We start from the raw sequence: 19947 nt of genomic DNA, 5'->3' as shown, positions 1-19947 counted from the left end.
CAGGGCGGCTGCGGGGATCAGTAACCCATGTTTTTCTTTTTATCGAGTTCTGTCTGGGCATCCGCCGGCAGGAAGAGCTTCGACTCCGTTTTAATGATTTTAGGCGGCATGGTGCCATCTTTCTTAAACTTCTCCAGCGCATCAAACGCCGGGCCAGCCATATCCGGCGTCAGCTCGACGTTGGCATTTGCCTCACCGGCCAGCATCGCTTTATAGATATCCGGTACGCCATCGATTGAACCAGTCAGAATATCTTTGCCCGGCTTCAGGCCCGCTTCTTTTATCGCCTGAATGGCACCGATTGCCATATCATCATTGTGGGCATAGACCATGCAGATGTTTTTGCCGTTATTTTCAGCTTTAATAAAGCTCTCCATCACCTCTTTACCTTTACTGCGGGTAAAGTCACCGGACTGGGAACGGATCACCTTAATGTTGTTATGTCCGGCTATCGCTTCGGCAAACCCTTTTTTACGATCGATGGCCACACTGGCGCCGACCGTTCCCTGCAGCTCTACGACGTTACACTGCTTGTCGCCCACGGTTTTCACCAGCCAGTCGCCAATCAGCTTGCCTTCCAGCACGTTGTCCGCCGTCACCACAGCCATATAGAGAGATTTGTCCTTAACAACAATGGCGCGATCCAGCAGGAAAACCGGAATTTTGGCATCTTTTGCTTCTTCAAGTACCGGTTCCCAGCCGGTCTGCACCACCGGCGCGATGAAGATGGCGTCCACCCCCTGAGCAATAAACGAACGTACTGCTTTAATCTGGTTTTCCTGCTTCTGCTGACCATCAGCAATTTTCAGCGTAATGCCGCGCTTTTTAGCCTCGCTTTTTGCGACGCTGGTTTCGGCAGCACGCCAGCCCGATTCTGAACCAACCTGCGAGAATCCCACTGTCATATCAGCGGCCAGCACCGGCGTGCTGAGCGCGGCGCTTACCATGGCGGTCAGGAGTAAACGTTTCCACATAGTTTTCATTCCTCTGAAGGGAGTGTGTAGTCGGGGTACAAACGCAGATTAAGCCTGACGTAATTCAGGTAAAACTAGCGCGACATAACTCACAAAACAGAATGATTTAAAGGGGTTACGCCTAAATAGCATCATCAGCTCGCGGCAGGTTTATGGATAAAACAGCTAAGTTTTAATATCCGAAGGGGCAAATAACTGTAATAAACAGAACTGGTTAGATTTGAACGGGCTGGAAGCGATTACAACCGCTGCGTAAAGAATGGTTATGCTGTTGTTCATAAAGCAATAAGCAATTTTGTGATAACCCGCACACTCCACCAGCGGCTACGCTGGCTTAATTATTTTATTTTGCATTTAAGACTTAATTACCGGCGAAAAATAAACGCAAAAAATGTTGCCGTTATCATCTGTTAGATTTTCTCACAGCATCGGAAATAAGGTGTCTGTGAAATAGATGTTTGGCTGTTATACCCCGAAACATCCCTCAAAAAACCGCTGCTGATGAAGTAATTACTCCACCTGGTCTGAATTTTAAATTTTTTTAACACCGATATATAGACAGCAGCAGCGCGCTCCCTATACTTGAGCCTTCTTTCGTTCTTTCTGTTCAATGGCAATCATGACTGCGCTGGATTACCTGCTAAAATTTCGCAAAGTGAATAATCTTGAGAGTCTGGAAAAACTCTACGATCATCTCAACTATTCGCTGACTGATGATAACGACATCATCAATATGTATCGTGCTGCCGATCATCGCCGCGCTGAACTGGTCTCTGGTGGCCGATTATACGATCTGGGCTGCGTGCCTAAATCAGTGTGGCGCTATGTGGTTTAATTATGTCTGAATCTGTTCACTCACCGCGCATCGGGGGCTGGCTGTTACTGCCGCTGGCCTGGCTGATTATGACCATGCTAACCAGCGCGCTGGTTGTCGCGCTTTATCTGCGCCCCCTGTTTGACAGCGAGCTGCGTACCACGCTGTTTTCACACGCTAATCTGCTGTTATCACAGTGGCTGGTCTCCCTGCTGACGGCCGCTGCGGTCTGGCTCTACAGCATCTGGGTATGCTGGATATTCTGCAGACGTTCGCGACGCCTGCCACGGCACTACACCATCTGGCTGCTGATGTCCGTCGTGCTGGCGCTGAAAACCTTTGCGTTCACGCCGGTTGCAGACGGCAAAGCGCTGCAGACCCTGCTTCTGACGCTGCTGGCCGCGGCCCTGTTTGTGCCCTACTTTAAGCGCTCCCGACGGGTTAAACAGACCTTCACCGCTCTGTAATGATGCGTTATTCGTCAGGAATTTAATTCTGCGTGCTCTCAGAGCTGCTCTCGCCGGGGTAAAGGTTGAGATGTAGCTCTCATTTCCGGATAATAAACGCCTTTAGGCTTCCCGGGTTAAACCATGACCGATTACTTGCTTCTCTTTGTTGGCACAGTGCTGGTGAACAACTTCGTGTTGGTCAAATTCCTCGGCCTTTGCCCGTTCATGGGCGTGTCAAAAAAACTGGAAACGGCCATTGGCATGGGGCTTGCCACTACGTTTGTTATCACGCTCGCTTCGGTGTGTGCGTGGCTGGTTAACCATCTGATTCTGATCCCGCTGGATCTGGTTTATCTGCGTACGATGTCCTACATCCTGGTAATTGCCGTAGTGGTGCAGTTCACAGAAATGGTGGTGCGGAAAACCAGTCCGTCACTCTACCGGCTGCTGGGGATCTTCCTGCCGCTGATCACCACCAACTGTGCGGTACTGGGTGTGCCATTACTGAGCGTTAATCTCAACCATACGTTTCTGCAGGCTGCGCTCTATGGCTTTAGCGCCTCGCTGGGCTTTTCACTGGTGATGGTGCTGTTTGCCGGCATGCGTGAACGTCTGGTGCTGGCTAACGTGCCGGCACCGTTTAAAGGTAACTCTATCGCCCTGATCACCGCTGGCCTGATGGCGCTGGCGTTTATGGGCTTTACCGGTCTGGTGAAATTCTGATATGACCGCTATCTGGATAGCAATCGCTGTACTCAGCGCGCTGGGGCTGATTTTTGGCGGCCTGCTCGGCTACGCTTCGCGCCGTTTTGAAGTTGAAGAAGACCCTATTGTCGAACAGATTGATGCCGTACTGCCACAAAGCCAGTGCGGTCAGTGCGGCTACCCCGGATGTCGTCCCTATGCGGATGCCGTCGGCAACAACGGGGAAGCGATTAACAAGTGCGCTCCGGGTGGCGAGCAGACCATGCTCAGGCTGGCGGAGCTGCTGAACGTTGAGCCGCAGCCGCTCGATGGCGGTGCCGAAATCCTTACGCCGGTACGCACCGTGGCGTGGATCGACGAAGAGAACTGTATCGGCTGCACCAAGTGCATTCAGGCGTGTCCGGTGGATGCGATCGTCGGCGCCACGCGCGCCATGCATACCGTGCTCAGCGACGTCTGCACGGGCTGCGACCTGTGTGTGGCTCCCTGCCCGACTGACTGCATTGAAATGCGCCCGGTCGCCACCACTCCAGCAAGCTGGAAGTGGGATCTCAACACCATTCCTGTAAAAGTGATCCCGGCAGAACATCATGCTTAATCTGTTAAATCTGTTTCGCAAAGAGAAGCTGTGGGATTTTCAGGGCGGTATTCATCCGCCGGAAATGAAAACACAGTCTAACGGTATGCCGCTGAGCACGCTGCCGCTGCCTGAACAGTTTGTTATTCCCCTGAAACAGCATATTGGCCATGAGGGTGAGATCTGCGTCTCGCCAGGCGATCGCGTGCTGCGCGGCCAGCCGCTCACCTTTGGCAGCGGACGCATGCTGCCGGTACACGCGCCAACCTCAGGCACTATAGAGGCTATCGCGCCACACATGACGGCGCACCCGTCCGGGCTCTCAGAGCTGTGCATTTTCCTGCGCGCTGACGGTGAAGATCGCTGGATTGAACGTGATGCGCAGCCCGACTACCGTGCGCTGAGCCGGGAAGAGGTTATCCGACGCATTCACAGCGCCGGCGTAGCGGGCCTGGGCGGCGCCGGGTTCCCCACCGCGACTAAACTGCGTGGCGGCCTGCAGGGTGTCAAAACGTTAATCATTAATGCTGCAGAGTGCGAGCCTTACATCACCGCTGATGACCGGCTGATGCAGGATTACGCCGCCGAAGTGCTGGAAGGCTGCCGGATCCTTGCCTGGGTACTGCAGGCGGAACGCGTTCTGGTGGGTATTGAAGATAACAAACCTGAAGCGATAGCTGCCCTGAAACAGGCGCTGTGCGGCGAGCGCGATATTGAGATCCGGGTTATCCCGACAAAATATCCCTCTGGCGGGGCCAAACAGCTGACCAAAATCCTGACCGGGCGGGAAGTGCCGCACGGCGGACGCTCAACCGATATTGGTGTGCTGATGCAGAACGTCGGCACCGCCTGGGCGGTTAAGCGTGCGATCGTTGATGGTGAACCCATCACCGAGCGCGTGGTCACGCTGACCGGCGACGCGATTGCGCAACCGCGCAACGTCTGGGGGCGTCTTGGCACCCCGGTGAGTCATCTGCTGCGTCAGGTCGGTTTTCAGCCGGGGCCGCGTCAGATGGTGATCATGGGCGGGCCGCTGATGGGCTTTACCCTGCCTTCCCTCGACGTGCCGGTTGTGAAAATCACCAACTGTATTCTGGCGCCTGCCGCCAGCGAAATGGCTGCGCCGCAGGAAGAGCAATCCTGCATTCGCTGCAGCGCCTGCGCCGACGCCTGTCCGGCGAAGCTGCTGCCGCAGCAGCTCTACTGGTATAGCCAGGGCGGCGATCATGAAAAAGCGCGCGCGCATAATATCGATGACTGTATTGAATGCGGGGCCTGCGCTTACGTCTGCCCGAGTAATATTCCGCTGGTTCAGTATTACCGGCAGGAAAAAGCTGAGCTGCGCGCCATCGATCTTGAAGCGAAGCGCACGGCGGAGGCTAAGGCACGCTTTGAGGCGCGTCAGGCGCGGTTAGAACGTGAGAAACTGGCGCGCGAGGCGCGTCATGAAGAGGCGAAGCAGCGCGTTGCACGCAGCGATAACGGTGAACGCGACGCCGCTGCTGCACGTATTAAGGCGCGTCAGGCGAAAACGCCAGAGCAGGAACTGGCCGAACGCGAAGCGCGTCACGCACAGGCGCTGGCGCAGCAGGCAGCAACCCAGGCAGAGACGCAGCCGGTTACCCGTCAGACAGGCGACCCGCGTAAAGCGGCGGTGGAAGCCGCGATTGCCCGGGCAAAAGCGAAAAAAGCGGCTCAGCCAGAGAGCGAGGCTGCGGCAGAGAGCGACCCGCGTAAAGCGGCTGTGGAAGCCGCGATTGCGCGGGCAAAAGCGAAAAAGGCGGCAACCGAGCGTCCTGAGGCCACTCCTGCTGCGATGCCCGCAGCAGAGGCACCTGAGCCGGTAACGGAAGACGATCCGCGCAAAGCCGCCGTCGCCGCCGCCATTGCCCGCGCCAAAGCGAAAAAAGCGGCCGCGCAGGCCACAACCGCGGACGAGCCGGTCGCCGCAACGCCTGAGCCGATAACGGAAGACGATCCGCGCAAAGCCGCCGTCGCCGCCGCCATTGCCCGCGCCAAAGCGAAAAAAGCGGCCGCGCAGGCCACAACCGCGGACGAGCCGGTCGCCGCAACGCCTGCGCCGGCAACGGAAGACGATCCGCGCAAAGCCGCCGTCGCCGCCGCCATTGCCCGCGCCAAAGCGAAAAAAGCGGCCGCGCAGTCGGAAAGCTCGCTGCCGCCGGCGGTATCCGCTGAACCTGAACCTGAAGACCCACGCAAAGCGGCCATCGCTGCGGCGGTCGCCCGTGCTAAAGCGCGTAAAGCGCAGCAGCAGCCTTCGACCACTGAGGAATAAATGGCCTTTCGTATCGCAAGCTCTCCCTATACTCATAACCGGCGCAGCACCGGTAACATTATGCTACTGGTGGTACTGGCGGCCCTGCCCGGCATGGCGGCGCAGTGGTATTTCTTTGGCAGCGGTTTTCTTATCCAGGTTGTGCTGGCTATTGCGACGGCGCTGCTGACCGAAGCGGCGATACTGCGGTTGCGCCACAGCGCCGTAAAGCCGGTGCTGGCAGATAACTCAGCCCTGCTCACGGCGCTGCTGCTCGGGATCAGCCTGCCGCCGCTTGCCCCCTGGTGGCTGATTGTTCTGGGCACCCTGTTTGCGATTCTGATTGCCAAACAGCTCTATGGCGGCCTGGGCCAGAATCCGTTCAACCCGGCAATGGTCGGCTACGTTGTGCTGCTGATCTCTTTTCCGGTGCAGATGACCAGCTGGCTGCCGCCCGATGCGCTGCAGGCGGTAAAACCGGATCTGATGGATTCACTCAGTATGGTGTTTCGCGGCCATACGCTGGCCGGCGATACCATGCAGCAGCTGCAGCTCGGGGTGGATGGCATCAGTCAGGCCACGCCGCTCGATACGTTTAAAACCGGACTGCGCGCCGGCCACAGCGCCGAAGAGCTTCACGCTCAGCCAATCTACGCCGGGGTACTGGCGGGACTGGGCTGGCAGTGGGTCAACCTGGGTTACCTGCTGGGCGGCATGCTGCTGCTGGCAAAAAATGCGATTCGCTGGCATATCCCGGCCAGCATGCTCGCCTCGCTGGCGGTATGCGCCACGCTCGGCTGGATCTTCTCGCCTGAGACGCTTAATACACCGCTCACCCACCTCTTTTCGGGTGCGACCATGCTGGGCGCATTCTTTATCGCTACCGATCCGGTTACCGCCTCCACCACTAACCGGGGGCGTCTGATCTACGGTGCGCTGATCGGTCTGCTGGTCTGGCTGATCCGCAGCTTTGGCGGCTATCCGGATGGCGTGGCGTTCGCCGTGCTGCTGGCAAATATCTGCGTGCCGCTGATTGACTACTACACTCAGCCGCGCGTTTATGGTCACCGGAAGGATTAAGGTATGATCGACGCTATTCGCAAAAACGCGGTAACGCTGGGGATGTTTGCAGTGGTGACGACCGGCGTAACCGCCGTGGTGAACTATGTGACCAAACCCACCGTTGAGCATCAGACTGCGTTGCAGCAGAAAAACCTGCTGGATCAGGTGGTACCGACCGCGCTGTACGATAATGCTATTCAGCAGGAGTGTTATCTGGTGCACAATGCGGCGCTGGGTAATGAGCAGCCGCATCACCTCTATATTGCCCGTAAAGGCGACAAGCCGGTGGCCGCAGCGCTGGAAAGTACCGCCCCCGATGGCTACTCCGGCGCCATTCAGCTCCTGGTAGGCGCTGACTTCAGCGGTACCGTGCTGGGCGTGCGCGTCATTGAACACCATGAAACGCCCGGGCTGGGTGATAAAATTGAGCTGCGCATCTCTGACTGGATCAACAGCTTTAATGGAAAACAGATTAAAGGGGCCGATGACCCGCATTTTGCCGTGAAGAAAGATGGCGGCGATTTCGATCAGTTTACCGGTGCGACCATTACGCCGCGCGCGGTGGTTAACGCCACTAAACGCACGGCGCTCTATATTGAAACGCTGCCAGCGACGTTGCGTTCGCTGCCGGAATGTGGAGAAACACCATGAGTGAAGCGAAAAATCTGCTGATTGGCGGTTTATGGAAAAATAACTCTGCGCTGGTACAGCTGCTGGGACTCTGTCCGCTGCTGGCGGTGACCTCCACCGCAACCAATGCGCTGGGGCTGGGGCTGGCCACGACGCTGGTGCTGACCATTACCAACAGTGCAATTTCCGCCTCACGCCGCTGGGTACCGGCAGATATCCGTATCCCGATTTATGTGATGATTATCGCCTCGGTTGTCAGCTGCGTTCAGATGCTGATCAACGCTTACGCCTACGGTCTTTATCAGTCGCTGGGGATCTTTATTCCGCTGATCGTCACTAACTGTATTGTCGTGGGCCGTGCTGAAGCGGTAGCGTCAAAAAGCAGTATCCCGCTATCCGCGCTGGATGGGTTCGCTATCGGTATGGGAGCGACCTGCGCCATGGTCACGCTGGGATCCATTCGCGAACTGATTGGCAGCGGTACGCTGTTCAACGGTGCCGATCAGCTGCTCGGCCCGTGGGCAACCTCACTGCGCATCGAAGTCGTGCACTTTGATTCACCGATGCTGCTGGCTATGCTGCCACCCGGCGCCTTCATCGGTCTGGGTATGCTGCTGGCAGGAAAGTATCTTATCGATCAGAAAATGAAACAGCGCGCCGCGCTGCGCGCTGAAGCGGAAGCTAAAACAGTGGCTGCGCCAGGTGAAATCGGGAAAGCGGTGTGAATAAAGAGAAGCGCCTGCAGATCCTGACCCGTCTGCGCGATAACAACCCGCATCCGACCACTGAGCTGCAGTTCAGCTCGCCATTTGAACTGCTGATTGCGGTACTGCTTTCGGCTCAGGCGACCGATGTCAGCGTGAACAAAGCCACGGCCCGGCTCTATCCGGTCGCGAACACCCCGGCGGCCATGCTGGCGCTTGGCGTCGACGGCGTCAAAGAGTACATCAAGACAATCGGGCTGTTTAACAGCAAAGCGGAAAACGTGATCAAAACCTGCCGCATATTGCTGGAACAGCATGGCGGCGCGGTGCCGGAAGATCGTGCCGCACTTGAGGCGCTGCCGGGTGTCGGGCGTAAAACCGCTAACGTGGTGCTGAACACCGCCTTTGGCTGGCCCACCATCGCCGTCGACACGCATATCTTTCGCGTCAGTAACCGCACGCGCTTTGCGCCGGGTAAAAATGTGGAAGAGGTTGAAGAGAAACTGCTTAAAGTGGTGCCTGCCGCGTTTAAGGTCGACTGCCATCACTGGCTGATTCTGCACGGGCGTTATACCTGCATAGCACGCAAGCCGCGCTGCGGCGCCTGCCTGATCGAAGACCTGTGCGAATACCGTGATAAGACGGAGATCTGAGCGCGGTGCCGGGGTCAGCGGCACCGCATTCTCCTGTCTGGTTACGCTTCCGGATGGCTCAGCGTAGCCCGTACATGCGGCAAACACTGCGGATAGTGCTGCTGAATAAACTCAATCATCTTTTCCCGCACGTAGCAGCGTAAGTCAAACGCGGTAGGCGAGTTATGTGCCGTCATCAGCAGCCTGATCGTCATGGTTTTTTCGGTTGTTTCCGTTACCTGCAGCACCTGCGTTTCCCGATCCCAGAGCCGGGTTTCATTGAGCACCTTCTCAAAATGCTCGCGCAGCGGTTCCAGCGGCATAGAGTAATCAAGATAAAGAAAGACGGAACCTAAAATCTGTGCGTTATTACGCGTCCAGTTCTGGAACGGATTTTCTGTAAAGTAGGTTATCGGCAATACCAGCCGGCGCAGATCCCAGAGACGCACCACAACATAGGTCAGATTAATTTCTTCAATCCAGCCCCACTCTTTTTCTACCACCACCGCATCATCAATTTTTATCGGCTGCGTAAATGCAATCTGAATACCGGCAAACAGATTGACCAGCGATTTCTGTAATGCAAAGCCAATAATAATACCGGCAACGCCTGCCCCGGCGAGAATCGTCGTGCCAAACTTACGCACACCCGGAAAGCTAAGCAAAATCAACGACAAACAGAGCGTTACCAGCACAACAATCACAACTTTTTTTACATACATGATCTGCGTGCGGATTTTTCGCGCGCGCAGGTTATTTGAGATATTAATGTCATAACGGATAAAGAGCATGTCCTGCGCGACATTGATCATCCTGATCATCAGCGAGCAGAAGGATAATATAATAAAGATGTGCAGAGCGGCATTAATAAAGCCCAGCGACTCCGGCTGAATATTCACATAATCTACGCCGGCGCTGATGAATAACAGCGGTAAAATAAGAAACATCGAGCCGCGCAGATGTTTTTCGAGAGATTTGAAAAGTTTTTTATCCCGTCCCTGCCAGTAACGAATCAGGCTGAGAAGGATATATCGCGCCAGAAAGCCCATTGCGAGCGACAGTGTGACGAGTAATACAGCAGGCACCCATTGCGGAGCACCAGATAACTCACCCAGTATCAACGGCATCATCTTCCCTCATGGTTTACTGACGGCACTGCACCGCCAGTACGCTGAACATCTGGCCGGTTTCACGCCGGCCCCCGGAATTGTACTGACATGAGTATATGAAATTTATGATAAACCGCGTCTGCCCACGGCTGTTTATTCGTCTGAAAGGATGAGTTGATGTTTCAGTTAAGCCGTGAACAGCGTTCAGCGCTGGCTGGCATCAGCGTTTTCGTTCGTTCCCTCAATAAAAAGAGATTTGCTGCACGAACAGCGCGCCATTTCTTTTTTCATGCGGCTAATTAATTGGAGAATTTGTGCGCTGGATCAACTAATTAGCTTTCCGGAAACCCCGCCCTGCTCTTTTAGCTCAATAATCAACCTATTATGCCCATAATTCACGCGAAAACAGCAGCATATATCGTATAAATATTCAGCAACAGTCTGTTATTCCGCTTTATGCCTCTCAGGCGGTTTGTTTCAGTAAAGGGGTTTACCAAACTTATGCGCTGCGCGTTTATTCTGTTACAATCGTTTTACACCCTATTAAACACTAAATCATTGCGCTTAGCCGCAGAGATTGCCCTGCCGGCATTCGCTACGCCAGCGTGTAAAAAATGCTTGCCCTGTGGCCCCGATTCAGCCAAATTAGGCGCCGTTTTTCCTTTCTAATAACAATGTTGCGCGGGATGACCCAGACCGACGCAGACTTAATTCCTGTTACAAAACAGGCGATGTATAAACTGAGGTATACGTGTCAACTGCAAACAAACACACTGACGAGGCAGTAAGCCTCAACGCCTTCCGGCAACCTAAAGCATTTTATCTGATCTTCTCTATCGAGCTGTGGGAGCGTTTCGGCTACTACGGCTTACAGGCCATTATGGCCGTCTATCTGGTCAAACAGCTGGGGATGTCTGAAGCGGACTCCATTACGCTGTTTACCTCCTTTAGCGCCCTGGTTTACGGTCTGGTGGCTATCGGCGGCTGGCTGGGTGACAAAGTACTCGGCACCAAGCGCGTCATTGTGCTGGGCGTCATGGTGCTGGCACTCGGCTATGCGCTGATCGCATTTTCCGGGCATGATACCACTCTGGTTTATGTCGGCATGGCGACCATTGCTGTGGGCAGCGGCCTGTTCAAAGCGAACCCCTCTTCGCTGCTCTCCACCTGCTACGCCAAAGACGATCCGCGCATCGACGGCGCATTTACCATGTTCTATATGTCGATCAACATTGGCTCGCTGTTCTCAATGATGCTGACGCCGTGGCTGGCAGCAAAATATGGCTGGGGTGCCGCTTTCTCTCTCTCCGTCGTGGGGCTGGTGATCACGCTGCTTAACTTCCTGTTCTTTAAGCGGCTGGTGAAAGAGTATGGGTCAAAGCCCGATTTTGCTCCGCTGCAGGTGGGTAAACTGCTGCTGACCATCGTGGGCGTTGCGGTGCTGATCGCACTCGCCACCTGGCTGCTGCATCATCAAAGCATTGCGCGCATAACGCTCGGCGTTGTTGCACTGGGCATTGTTCTGATCTTTGCCAAAGAAGCGTTCACGCTGCAGGGTGCCGCGCGCCGTAAAATGATTGTGGCGTTTCTGCTGATGGTGGAAGCGATTGTCTTCTTTGTGCTCTATATGCAGATGCCGACTTCGCTCAACTTCTTTGCGATCCGCAACGTTGAACACGCCATTTTCGGCATCGCGTTTGAGCCGGAGCAGTTCCAGGCGCTGAATCCGTTCTGGATCATGGTCGCCAGCCCGCTGCTGGCCGCAGTCTATAACAAGCTGGGCGATAAGCTGCCGATGCCGCACAAATTTGCCATTGGCATGGTGCTCTGCTCCGGCGCGTTTCTGGTGCTGCCGCTCGGCGCCGGCTTTGCAAATCAGGCAGGTATTGTCTCCGTTAACTGGCTGATCCTGAGCTATGCCCTGCAGAGTATCGGTGAGCTGATGATCTCCGGCCTGGGTCTGGCCATGGTCGCGCAGCTGGTGCCACAGCGTCTGATGGGCTTTATCATGGGCTCATGGTTCCTGACTACCGCAGGCGCAGCGATGATCGCCGGTAAGGTGGCCAACCTGATGGCGGTGCCGCAGGATGTCACCGATCCGCACACTTCCCTGGCGGTCTACAGCCAGGTATTCCAGCAGATTGGTATTGCCACCGGTGTGATTGCCCTGCTGATGCTGGTTACCGCCCCGCTGCTCAACCGCATGACGCAGGATACCGCTGAGGGTGCGCTGAAGCGCGCCGGCGCCAGCGAATAACCGCATCCGGCTCCGCGCTGCGCACGCCTGTTACTGCGCACCGGAGCCGTTTTTCAGCTGATAAGTCCCTTCCCATCTCTCTTTTTCCCTTGTAGTTTACTCAGAGTCCGCTATCCGGCGTGCCATGTTTGTCACGTCACTCATATCATTTGTTGAGGAGATGCAACAATGAAACTCTATTGCAAGCCCGGCGCCTGTTCCCTCTCCCCCCATATCGTCGCCCGCGAATGCGGCCTCGACTTTACGCAGGTTAATGTTGATCTGCAGAAGAAACTGACGGAACAGGGTGAGGATTACTGGCAGATTAACCCTAAAGGTCAGGTTCCGGCGCTGCAGTTTGATGACGGGACGATACTGACTGAAGGCGTGGCGATTGTGCAGTATCTGGCGGATCTCAAACCTGATTACCATCTGCTGGCTCCGACCGGCAGCCTGACGCGCTACCATACGCTGGAGTGGCTGAGCTTTATCAGCAGCGAGCTGCATAAAGGGTTTTCGCCGCTGTTCCGCCCCGATACGCCAGACGCGTACAAACCGCAGCTGCGTGCCCAGCTGGAGAAGAAGTTTCAGCTGGTCAATGCGGCGCTGGAAGACAAGCAGTGGCTGCTGGGCACGCGCTATACCGTAGCCGATATCTATCTGTATGTGGTGACGCGCTGGGCGAAAGCGGTGAAGCTGCAGCTGGATGAGATGCCGGCGCTGGACGCGTGGTTTGCCCGCGTGGGTGAGCGTCCGGCGGTTCAGGCGGCGCTGCAGGCAGAGGGGCTGGCGTAAACAGTGCGACAGGCCGGCGCTGAAACCGGCCTGCCGTGCAGTCAGAGTTTTTCTGCCGCGAAATGCTGCTGCGGCTGCGCGATAGCGTCCTGTGCCGCGACCAGCTGCAGCTCATACTCTCCCATTTCATGGGTTTTCAGCATCACTTCATATACCGCTGCAGTAACATGCTCCAGCGCCTGCTGCAGCGATTTGCCGTGCAGCAGATCCACCAGCAGCAGACCGCTGGTCAGATCGCCTACGCCTACCGGCTGACGCACGCCAAAGTCCACCAGCGGACGGCTGATATGCCAGCACTCATCAGCGGTAACCAGCAGCATCTCAAAGCGGTCGCTGCGCCGGCCGGCACGGGCCAGATGTTTAACCAGCACCACTTTCGGTCCCTGCGCAATCAGCAGACGCGCCGCATCCACCGCCTGCTCAACGTCAGCCACCGTCTGTCCGCTCAGCATCTCCAGTTCAAGCAGGTTAGGTGCAATCAGATCGCTGGCGGGCAGCGCCTGTTTGCAGTGAAACTCCGCTACGCCCGGTGCCACAATACAGCCTTTCTCAGGATGCCCCATCACCGGATCGCAGAAAAACCAGGCGTCCGGGTTGGCGGCTTTGACTTCACGCACAATCGCCAGAATCTGCTCGCCCTGTTCGGCTGAACCCAGGTAACCGCTGAGTACGGCATCACAGGTTTTAAGGCGATCGATGGCGGCGATACCTTTGACGATATCGGTCAGATGGCTGGCCGGCATCACCGTACCGGTCCAGTGACCATACTGCGTGTGATTAGAAAACTGAACGGTATTGAGCGGCCAAACGTTTGCGCCCATGCGGCGCATCGGGAACTCTGCCGCGCTATTACCGGCGTGGCCAAACACCACGTGAGACTGAATTGCGAGAATATTTTTCATTATAACCCTGTACTGCCTTGCCATGAAAAAGGGCCGGAAACCGGCCCTGACACCTTACTGCCAGTTTATCAGGCAGTAGTGTTTTTTGCCGCGACGCAGCAGCGTAAAGCGGCCAAACAGCTTGTCGCTGTCGCTGAAACGATACTCGGCATCCGCCTGTTTTTCTCCGTTCACAGAGACCGCATTAGAGCCGATCATCGTCCGGGCCTGGCCGCGCGACGGCACCAGCTCTGCGGCAACCAGCGCCTGCTGCAGATCGTCTTCCGCGCTGAGCGTGATAACCGGCATGCCGTCCTGTGCCAGCTGCTCAAAGTCTGCTTCGGTCATGTCGCTCAGGCTGCCTGAGAACAGGCTCTCGGTGATCCTTCTGGCCGCAGCCAGTCCTGCATCACCGTGCACCAGGCGCGTAACCTGCTCGGCCAGCACGTACTGGGCGCGTGGCGCTTTGCCGCTGTTTTTGTCCTCTTCTTCGAGCGCGTTAATCTCATCCAGGCTCATAAAGGTAAAGAACTTCAGGAAGCGGTAGACATCTGCGTCAGCGGTGTTGATCCAGAACTGGTAAAACTTGTAAGGACTGGTTTTTTTCGCATCCAGCCAGACCGCGCCGCCTTCTGTTTTACCGAACTTGGTGCCATCTGATTTTGTAATAAGCGGCACGGTCAGGCCAAAGGCCTGCTGCTGATGCAGACGACGGGTCAGGTCGATACCGGAGGTGATATTTCCCCACTGATCGGAGCCGCCAATCTGCAGCACCACGCCATAACGCTTGTAAAGCTCGGCAAAATCGTAGCCCTGCAGCAGGTTGTAAGAGAACTCCGTGTAGGAGATCCCCTGATCCTCACGATTCAGACGCTGTTTAACCGCTTCCCGGTTGATCATCTGATTAACAGAGAAGTGCTTGCCGATATCGCGCAGGAAAGTCAGCACGTTCATGCCACCAAACCAGTCGTAGTTGTTAGCCGCGATAGCGCTGTTATCGCCGCAGTCAAAGCTAAGGAACGGGGCAACCTGGTTGCGGATCTTCTCTACCCACTCGCCTACGGTTTCACTGGTATTGAGTTTACGTTCCGCGGCTTTAAAGCTGGGATCGCCAATCAGACCGGTGGCTCCACCCACCAGCGCAACCGGCTTGTGGCCGGCATCCTGAAAACGCTTCAGGCAGAGCAGCGGCACCAGATGGCCCAAATGCAAGCTGTCGGCGGTAGGGTCAAAGCCGCAATAGAGGGCAATTGGCCCTTGCGCCAGTCGCTCTGCTAACGCTTCTTCATCCGTTACCTGGGCCACAAGGCCACGTTCCTGCAATTGTTGTATCAGGTTACTGCTGGTCATCACTGACTCCAAATTGATCGGGCTGCACCTGGGCTGGTACACAGCTTTCCGCTACGATGCGGAGACGAAAAAAAAGAGGGCTATAGCATAAAGCGCTGACGCTCACGGCGCCAGCGCTGAAACGGGGAAAAGCGGGTTTTACGGTGCTAACCGGTCAATCGTCCAGCCATTCTCACTGCGCTGATAGAGAAAACGATCGTGCAGCCGGTGTTCGCCGCCCTGCCAGAACTCAATGGCAGAAAACCGCACGCGGTATCCGCCCCAGAACGAGGGCAGCGGGACGTCGCCCTGCTGAAATTTCTGCGTAAGTTCCAGAAACTTGCTCTCCAGTACGCTGCGCGCAGAGATACGGCTCGACTGTTTAGAAACCCAGGCACCAATCTGGCTGTCGCGGGGGCGGCTATGAAAATATTTTATGACCTCCAGCGGCGAGAGCTTCTCCGCCTCGCCCAGCACCATCACCTGACGCTCCAGAAAGTGCCACGGGAGATGCAGCGAGATGCGCGGGTTTTCTGCCAGCTGCAGCGCTTTACGGCTGCCAAGGTTGGTATAAAAGACAAAGCCTGCAGCATCGTAGTGCTTGAGCAGCACAATGCGCTGATAAGGCTGACCGCTGCTGTCTACCGTCGCCACCGTCATGGCGGTGGGATCGGGCAGCTGCGCGGCACACGCCTGCTGCAGCCACTGTTCAAACAGGACCAGAGGATCGTCCGGCAAATCTTTGCGCCGCAAGCCGCCGCGGGTATATTCCCGGCGCAGATGGGCAATCTGTTGCAGGCTGTCGCTGTCGCTCATAGCGTCTCTCTTAATCGTATTAAGACCGGTTGGTGTTCGCCGCGTCCTGCAGTTCGCAGTCGTTGATAATGATTCTGTCATTGCGCTCAACAAAAGCGCTGTTGCCTTTCGACCAGAAAACGTAGTGGTCGTCACTGTAGCGCGCGCCCGACGCGGAGACGGTCTGTTTCAGCGTCAGCGGCTTGCCATCAAGAATAAAGCTGACCTCTTCTTTGCTGTTATCCAGCGTGACCGTCAGCGGCAGCGTGCCGCACTGGTAGTGCAGCGTTTCGGGCTGCGGGGCCGGCTTCTGCAGCATACCGCAGCCGCTCAGTGCCAGGCAGCCCGCTGCCAGCATATATCTCTTCATTACTTCTCCTTATCGTGTCGGCCGGCTATTTGCCGGATAGATAGCACCCAGCACGCTCATTTCACGCGCCCCGGTGACCGCAGGCAGATTGCCTGGCAGGCCAGAGAGGGTCCGGAACGCCAGCCAGGCAAAGGCCAGCGCTTCCATATCATCGCCGCTGACGCCCGCGGCATCGGTAGTGGTCACCTCGGTGCCGGGAAGATGCGCCGCGAGCCGCCCCATGAGCAGCGGATTGCGGCCACCTCCGCCGCACACCAGCAGACGGTCACAGCCGTTACTGAGCTGGATCTGCTGTGCAATTGTCAGCGCCGTCAGTTCGCTTAGCGTAGCCTGCACATCCTCCGGTGCCAGCGCAGGAAAAGCCTGTAGCTGACGCTCTATCCAGTCAGGATTAAAGTACTCACGCCCGGTGCTTTTCGGCGGCGGCAGCGCAAACCAGGGATCGTTCAGCATCTGCTCCAGCAGCGCGGGTACCACCTGCCCGCTGGCGGCCCAGGTCCCGTTATGATCGTAGCTTACCCCCTGATGACGCCAGATCCAGGCATCAATCAGCATATTGCCGGGTCCGGTATCAAAGCCCCGCACCGGCTGCCCCGGGATCAGCAGCGACAGGTTAGCGATGCCGCCAATATTCAGCACCATGCGGCGTTCACTGCTGTCCATGAGCAGCGCCTGATGAAACGCAGGCACCAGCGGCGCACCCTGCCCGCCCAGCGCCATATCGCGCCGGCGAAAATCGCCGACTACGGTCACGCCGGTGGCGGCGGCAATCTGGTTATTATCGCCAATCTGCAGCGTATTAGGGGCGAAGCTGCCGGGTTCATGCCAGACGGTCTGACCGTGGCAGCCGATGGCCACAATGTCATCGGCTTCCAGCGCCTGCTGACGCATCAGGGTGACCACCGCTTCAGCAAACAGCTTACCCAGCTCGGTGTCCAGCTGCCCGAGCTGCGACAGCGTCAGCGGCTGTCCCTGGCATATAGCCAGTACCCGCTGCCGCAGTGCGGGCGGAAACGGGTGACAGTAGCTCGCCTGCTGCGCCACCATGTGACGGTCGATCGCCGCCAGCACCACGTCCACGCCATCCAGACTGGTGCCTGACATCACTCCTATATAGCGTCCTGACTTTATCACGATAGCTCCTCGTTATCCGGCGGGCGCCGGCGCCGGCACTCTGCTGATGCCGCCTTTCTAATATGATGATAACTTTCTGCTTTTCACTCTGCCATGCGCAGTGCAGCAGAGCAGAAATATTTTTACCGGCGGATTGAATTTTTGTTGATGAGGCATACTCTATGCTGCGACTCTGGTACTGATTGTGCGGCATGGCATCCATGCGTCGCTTTCTGTCTTATACTCTGTGCAGAGCAGGATGAGAACATGGCGTTTTTTATAAAGGAGCTTTCTGATGATTAAGCGTTTCATAGCCGTGGCCCTCGCTGGTGTAACGCTGGCAGGCTGTGTCAGCAATGACACCCTCTCAGGCGATGTTTACAGCGCCAGTGAAGCCAAGCAGGTCCAAAATGTGTCATACGGCACGCTGGTGTCAGTGCGCCCGGTTAAGATTCAGGGTGGCGATGACAGCAATGTCATTGGTGCAATTGGCGGTGCGGTGCTGGGTGGTTTCCTGGGTAACACCATCGGTGGTGGTGCAGGTCGCAGCCTGGCGACGGCGGGCGGTGCGGTACTGGGCGGCGTTGCGGGCCAGGGCGTACAGGGTGCCGTTAACAAATCTAACGGCGTTGAGCTGGAAATCCGCAAAGACGATGGTAATACCATCATGGTCGTGCAGAAGCAGGATGCGAGCCGCTACTCACCAGGCCAGCGCGTGGTACTGGCCTCTAACGGCAGCCAGGTCACAGTCTCTCCGCGCTAACTCTGACGCGCAAAAAAACCGACGCCTGGCGTCGGTTTTTTATTTTTCGCGATGCTGTAATTCGAGAATATTTTTCTCAAGCCGCGCAATCAGCGTGACCATCTGATTGATCTCTTCGGCGCTGATGCCAGCCAGGATATCGTCGCGGGTTGCATCAATAACGTGCTCTACCTGCCCGATAATCGGTGCGGCTTCTTTGGTCAGCCTGATGCGTTTCGCCCGCCGATCGTTTGCGCAGGTGGAGCGGGTGATCAGTCCCTTCTCTTCCAGCTGATCCAGCGTGCGCACCAGCGAAGGCTGCTCAATACCGATCGCTTTAGCCAGCTGGATCTGCGACTGTTCTGGCGGAAGTTGATGAATATTATGCAAAGTCACCCAGTGCGTTTGTGTCAGCTCCAGCGGCTTCAGGCGCTGATCGATTAACGCGCGCCAGATGCGCACCAGGCGCGACAGGTCGGTTCCAAGTGGCGTATCCATTTCATCTCCTTATAATTAGCTTGCTAGCTATCAAGCCAGATTTTACACTATTTTGCGAGTTTACAGGACAAAATACAAATAGCAGGCCAGACGTAGTGGATATCGCTACGCTTATCATGACATTGCCTGAGTCAACAAAGGATGATGACACATGCCCACCCCTGATTTTCCTGCAGCAGCGCCCCTGACCGATCTGGTCTTTGGTGCCTCACTGCTGTTTCCGCCGCTGTTTAAGGCCGTGCTGCTCGGCTTTTTTTTCTGGCTGCTGATCCATCCTCTGCTGCGCGACCGGCTCTATGCCGGTGATATCTGGCACCCCACGCTGCTGGATCTCTCACTGTTTGTGCTTTGCGTGTCAGCCGCGCTGTGGCTGGTGCAATATGGATAACCGACCATGACCTTTAATCCCCTGAAATATTTCTCGACCCTGATTGTTTTTGCGCTGGCGCTGCTGGCCGCTTGGTGGATGTGGAATACCTACATGCAGGCGCCCTGGACACGCGACGGCAAAGTGCGCGCTGAACTGGTTGATGTGACGCCTGAGATCTCCGGCCGCATTACTCAGCTGCGAGTGCGGGACAATCAGCGCGTACACAAAGGCGACGTGCTGCTTGAGCTTGATGCAAAACCGTGGCAAATCGCGGTAGCGAGCGCTGAAGCACAGCTGGCGAAAGCACAGAGCGATCTGGCAAAAGCGCAGCATGAAGCGCGGCGGCGGGCAGAACTGCCGCGTAATGTTATTTCAGCAGAAGATCGGGATATCGCTCAGCTAACCGCTGAAGCGGCTGCCGCTACGGAGAAAGCGGCGCAGGCGACGCTGGATCAGGCGCGCTGGAATCTGCAGCAGACCACACTGACGGCTCCCACCGATGGCTGGATAACCAATCTGACGCTGCGTCCTGGCAACTATGCGACGGCGGGAACACCGCTGTTTGCACTGGTTGACAGTCATTCATGGTATGTCGTGGGCTATTTTGAAGAGACTAAACTGCGCCATATCCAGCCTGGTGCCGCAGCGCGAATTGCGCTCTATAGCGATGGCACCCGGCTGCAGGGAGAAGTAGAAAGCATCGGCAGCGCTATCTACGACCAGAGCGTAGCGACCGACAGCGGCCTGGTGCCGGATATCAAACCCAATGTTCCCTGGGTGCGGCTGGCGCAGCGGGTACCGGTACGTATCCGGCTGACGCAGCTGCCCGCTAATGTCCGGCTGGTTGCGGGCACCACCTGTACCATCTCTGTTGCGCACTGAGGCGA

22 protein-coding genes are annotated in these 19947 nt (G+C 56.5%); 14 read left to right on the top strand and 8 right to left on the bottom strand.

Annotated features, from left to right (window positions below; translation table 11 throughout):
- Positions 1–17: 17 nt before the first annotated feature.
- Positions 18–974: a galactofuranose ABC transporter, galactofuranose-binding protein YtfQ gene (gene ytfQ, locus F3J39_RS03900; protein ID WP_071668782.1), complete on the bottom strand. Its 957-nt coding sequence runs from the start codon at positions 972–974 to the stop codon at positions 18–20.
- A 619-nt stretch (positions 975–1593) separates the two neighbouring features.
- Here ytfQ and ydgT point away from each other — a divergent pair.
- From ydgT to nth, 9 genes are all read left to right on the top strand, one after another.
- Positions 1594–1809 (top strand): transcription modulator YdgT, encoded by a 216-nt coding sequence (gene ydgT, locus F3J39_RS03895; protein WP_039384201.1) that lies wholly within the window; start codon positions 1594–1596, stop codon positions 1807–1809.
- Positions 1810–1811: 2 nt separating this feature from the next.
- Positions 1812–2255: a DUF2569 domain-containing protein gene (locus F3J39_RS03890; protein ID WP_166713837.1), complete on the top strand. Its 444-nt coding sequence runs from the start codon at positions 1812–1814 to the stop codon at positions 2253–2255.
- Positions 2256–2378: 123 nt separating this feature from the next.
- Positions 2379–2960, top strand: coding sequence for an electron transport complex subunit RsxA (gene rsxA, locus F3J39_RS03885; protein WP_094111270.1), 582 nt, complete (start codon positions 2379–2381; stop codon positions 2958–2960).
- 1 nt (position 2961) lies between these two features.
- Positions 2962–3540: an electron transport complex subunit RsxB gene (gene rsxB, locus F3J39_RS03880; RefSeq protein WP_039384193.1), complete on the top strand. Its 579-nt coding sequence runs from the start codon at positions 2962–2964 to the stop codon at positions 3538–3540.
- Positions 3533–5815: an electron transport complex subunit RsxC gene (gene rsxC, locus F3J39_RS03875; protein WP_166713836.1), complete on the top strand. Its 2283-nt coding sequence runs from the start codon at positions 3533–3535 to the stop codon at positions 5813–5815. The genes rsxB and rsxC overlap by 8 nt, the downstream gene beginning before the upstream one ends.
- Complete coding sequence (rsxD, locus tag F3J39_RS03870) at positions 5816–6874, top strand: electron transport complex subunit RsxD (RefSeq protein ID WP_039384187.1); 1059 nt, start codon at positions 5816–5818, stop codon at positions 6872–6874.
- Between the two features lie 3 nt (positions 6875–6877).
- Positions 6878–7507 (top strand): electron transport complex subunit RsxG, encoded by a 630-nt coding sequence (gene rsxG / locus F3J39_RS03865; RefSeq protein WP_039384184.1) that lies wholly within the window; start codon positions 6878–6880, stop codon positions 7505–7507.
- Complete coding sequence (locus F3J39_RS03860) at positions 7504–8211, top strand: electron transport complex subunit E (RefSeq protein WP_039384182.1); 708 nt, start codon at positions 7504–7506, stop codon at positions 8209–8211. The genes rsxG and F3J39_RS03860 overlap by 4 nt, the downstream gene beginning before the upstream one ends.
- Positions 8208–8843, top strand: a complete 636-nt coding sequence (nth, locus tag F3J39_RS03855) for an endonuclease III (RefSeq protein WP_039384179.1) — start codon at positions 8208–8210, stop codon at positions 8841–8843. The genes F3J39_RS03860 and nth overlap by 4 nt, the downstream gene beginning before the upstream one ends.
- A 41-nt stretch (positions 8844–8884) precedes the next feature.
- Here nth and F3J39_RS03850 read toward each other — a convergent pair whose 3' ends face one another.
- On the bottom strand, positions 8885–9949 hold the full coding sequence (locus tag F3J39_RS03850; protein ID WP_039385834.1) for a mechanosensitive ion channel domain-containing protein: 1065 nt from the start codon (positions 9947–9949) through the stop codon (positions 8885–8887).
- 733 nt (positions 9950–10682) lie between these two features.
- Here F3J39_RS03850 and dtpA point away from each other — a divergent pair.
- Together dtpA and gstA are read left to right on the top strand one after the other, a co-directional pair.
- A complete protein-coding gene (gene dtpA / locus F3J39_RS03845; protein WP_039384176.1) occupies positions 10683–12188 on the top strand; it encodes a dipeptide/tripeptide permease DtpA in 1506 nt (501 codons plus the stop codon).
- Between the two features lie 168 nt (positions 12189–12356).
- Positions 12357–12962 (top strand): glutathione transferase GstA, encoded by a 606-nt coding sequence (gstA, locus tag F3J39_RS03840; RefSeq protein WP_039384173.1) that lies wholly within the window; start codon positions 12357–12359, stop codon positions 12960–12962.
- Positions 12963–13003: 41 nt separating this feature from the next.
- Here the strand turns inward: gstA and pdxY are convergent, their stop codons facing one another.
- The 5 genes from pdxY to anmK all read right to left on the bottom strand — a co-directional run bounded on the left by pdxY (position 13004) and on the right by anmK (position 17468).
- The gene (gene pdxY / locus F3J39_RS03835) at positions 13004–13864 is read right to left on the bottom strand and encodes a pyridoxal kinase PdxY (RefSeq protein ID WP_039384169.1); all 861 of its coding nucleotides are present in this window, start codon (positions 13862–13864) and stop codon (positions 13004–13006) included.
- 54 nt (positions 13865–13918) lie between these two features.
- Complete coding sequence (gene tyrS / locus F3J39_RS03830) at positions 13919–15193, bottom strand: tyrosine--tRNA ligase (RefSeq protein WP_039384166.1); 1275 nt, start codon at positions 15191–15193, stop codon at positions 13919–13921.
- Between the two features lie 138 nt (positions 15194–15331).
- The gene (pdxH, locus tag F3J39_RS03825) at positions 15332–15988 is read right to left on the bottom strand and encodes a pyridoxamine 5'-phosphate oxidase (RefSeq protein WP_071668777.1); all 657 of its coding nucleotides are present in this window, start codon (positions 15986–15988) and stop codon (positions 15332–15334) included.
- Positions 15989–16007: 19 nt separating this feature from the next.
- The gene (locus F3J39_RS03820) at positions 16008–16337 is read right to left on the bottom strand and encodes an MliC family protein (RefSeq protein WP_039384161.1); all 330 of its coding nucleotides are present in this window, start codon (positions 16335–16337) and stop codon (positions 16008–16010) included.
- Positions 16338–16346: 9 nt separating this feature from the next.
- Complete coding sequence (anmK, locus tag F3J39_RS03815) at positions 16347–17468, bottom strand: anhydro-N-acetylmuramic acid kinase (protein ID WP_145339334.1); 1122 nt, start codon at positions 17466–17468, stop codon at positions 16347–16349.
- 277 nt (positions 17469–17745) lie between these two features.
- Between anmK and slyB the strand changes: the two genes are divergently transcribed.
- The gene (slyB, locus tag F3J39_RS03810) at positions 17746–18213 is read left to right on the top strand and encodes an outer membrane lipoprotein SlyB (protein WP_039384159.1); all 468 of its coding nucleotides are present in this window, start codon (positions 17746–17748) and stop codon (positions 18211–18213) included.
- Positions 18214–18252: 39 nt separating this feature from the next.
- Here slyB and slyA read toward each other — a convergent pair whose 3' ends face one another.
- The gene (slyA, locus tag F3J39_RS03805) at positions 18253–18690 is read right to left on the bottom strand and encodes a transcriptional regulator SlyA (protein WP_039384157.1); all 438 of its coding nucleotides are present in this window, start codon (positions 18688–18690) and stop codon (positions 18253–18255) included.
- 151 nt (positions 18691–18841) lie between these two features.
- Here slyA and F3J39_RS03800 point away from each other — a divergent pair, with 151 nt between their 5' ends.
- A complete protein-coding gene (locus F3J39_RS03800; protein WP_039384154.1) occupies positions 18842–19078 on the top strand; it encodes a DUF1656 domain-containing protein in 237 nt (78 codons plus the stop codon).
- A gap of 6 nt (positions 19079–19084) precedes the next feature.
- Complete coding sequence (locus tag F3J39_RS03795) at positions 19085–19942, top strand: HlyD family secretion protein (RefSeq protein WP_039384152.1); 858 nt, start codon at positions 19085–19087, stop codon at positions 19940–19942.
- Positions 19943–19947: the final 5 nt, after the last annotated feature.

Source organism: Pantoea sp. Acro-807, assembly GCF_011752675.1.
GTDB lineage: Bacteria > Pseudomonadota > Gammaproteobacteria > Enterobacterales > Enterobacteriaceae > Pantoea > Pantoea eucrina.
This window is presented reverse-complemented; position numbering and strand designations above follow the sequence as displayed.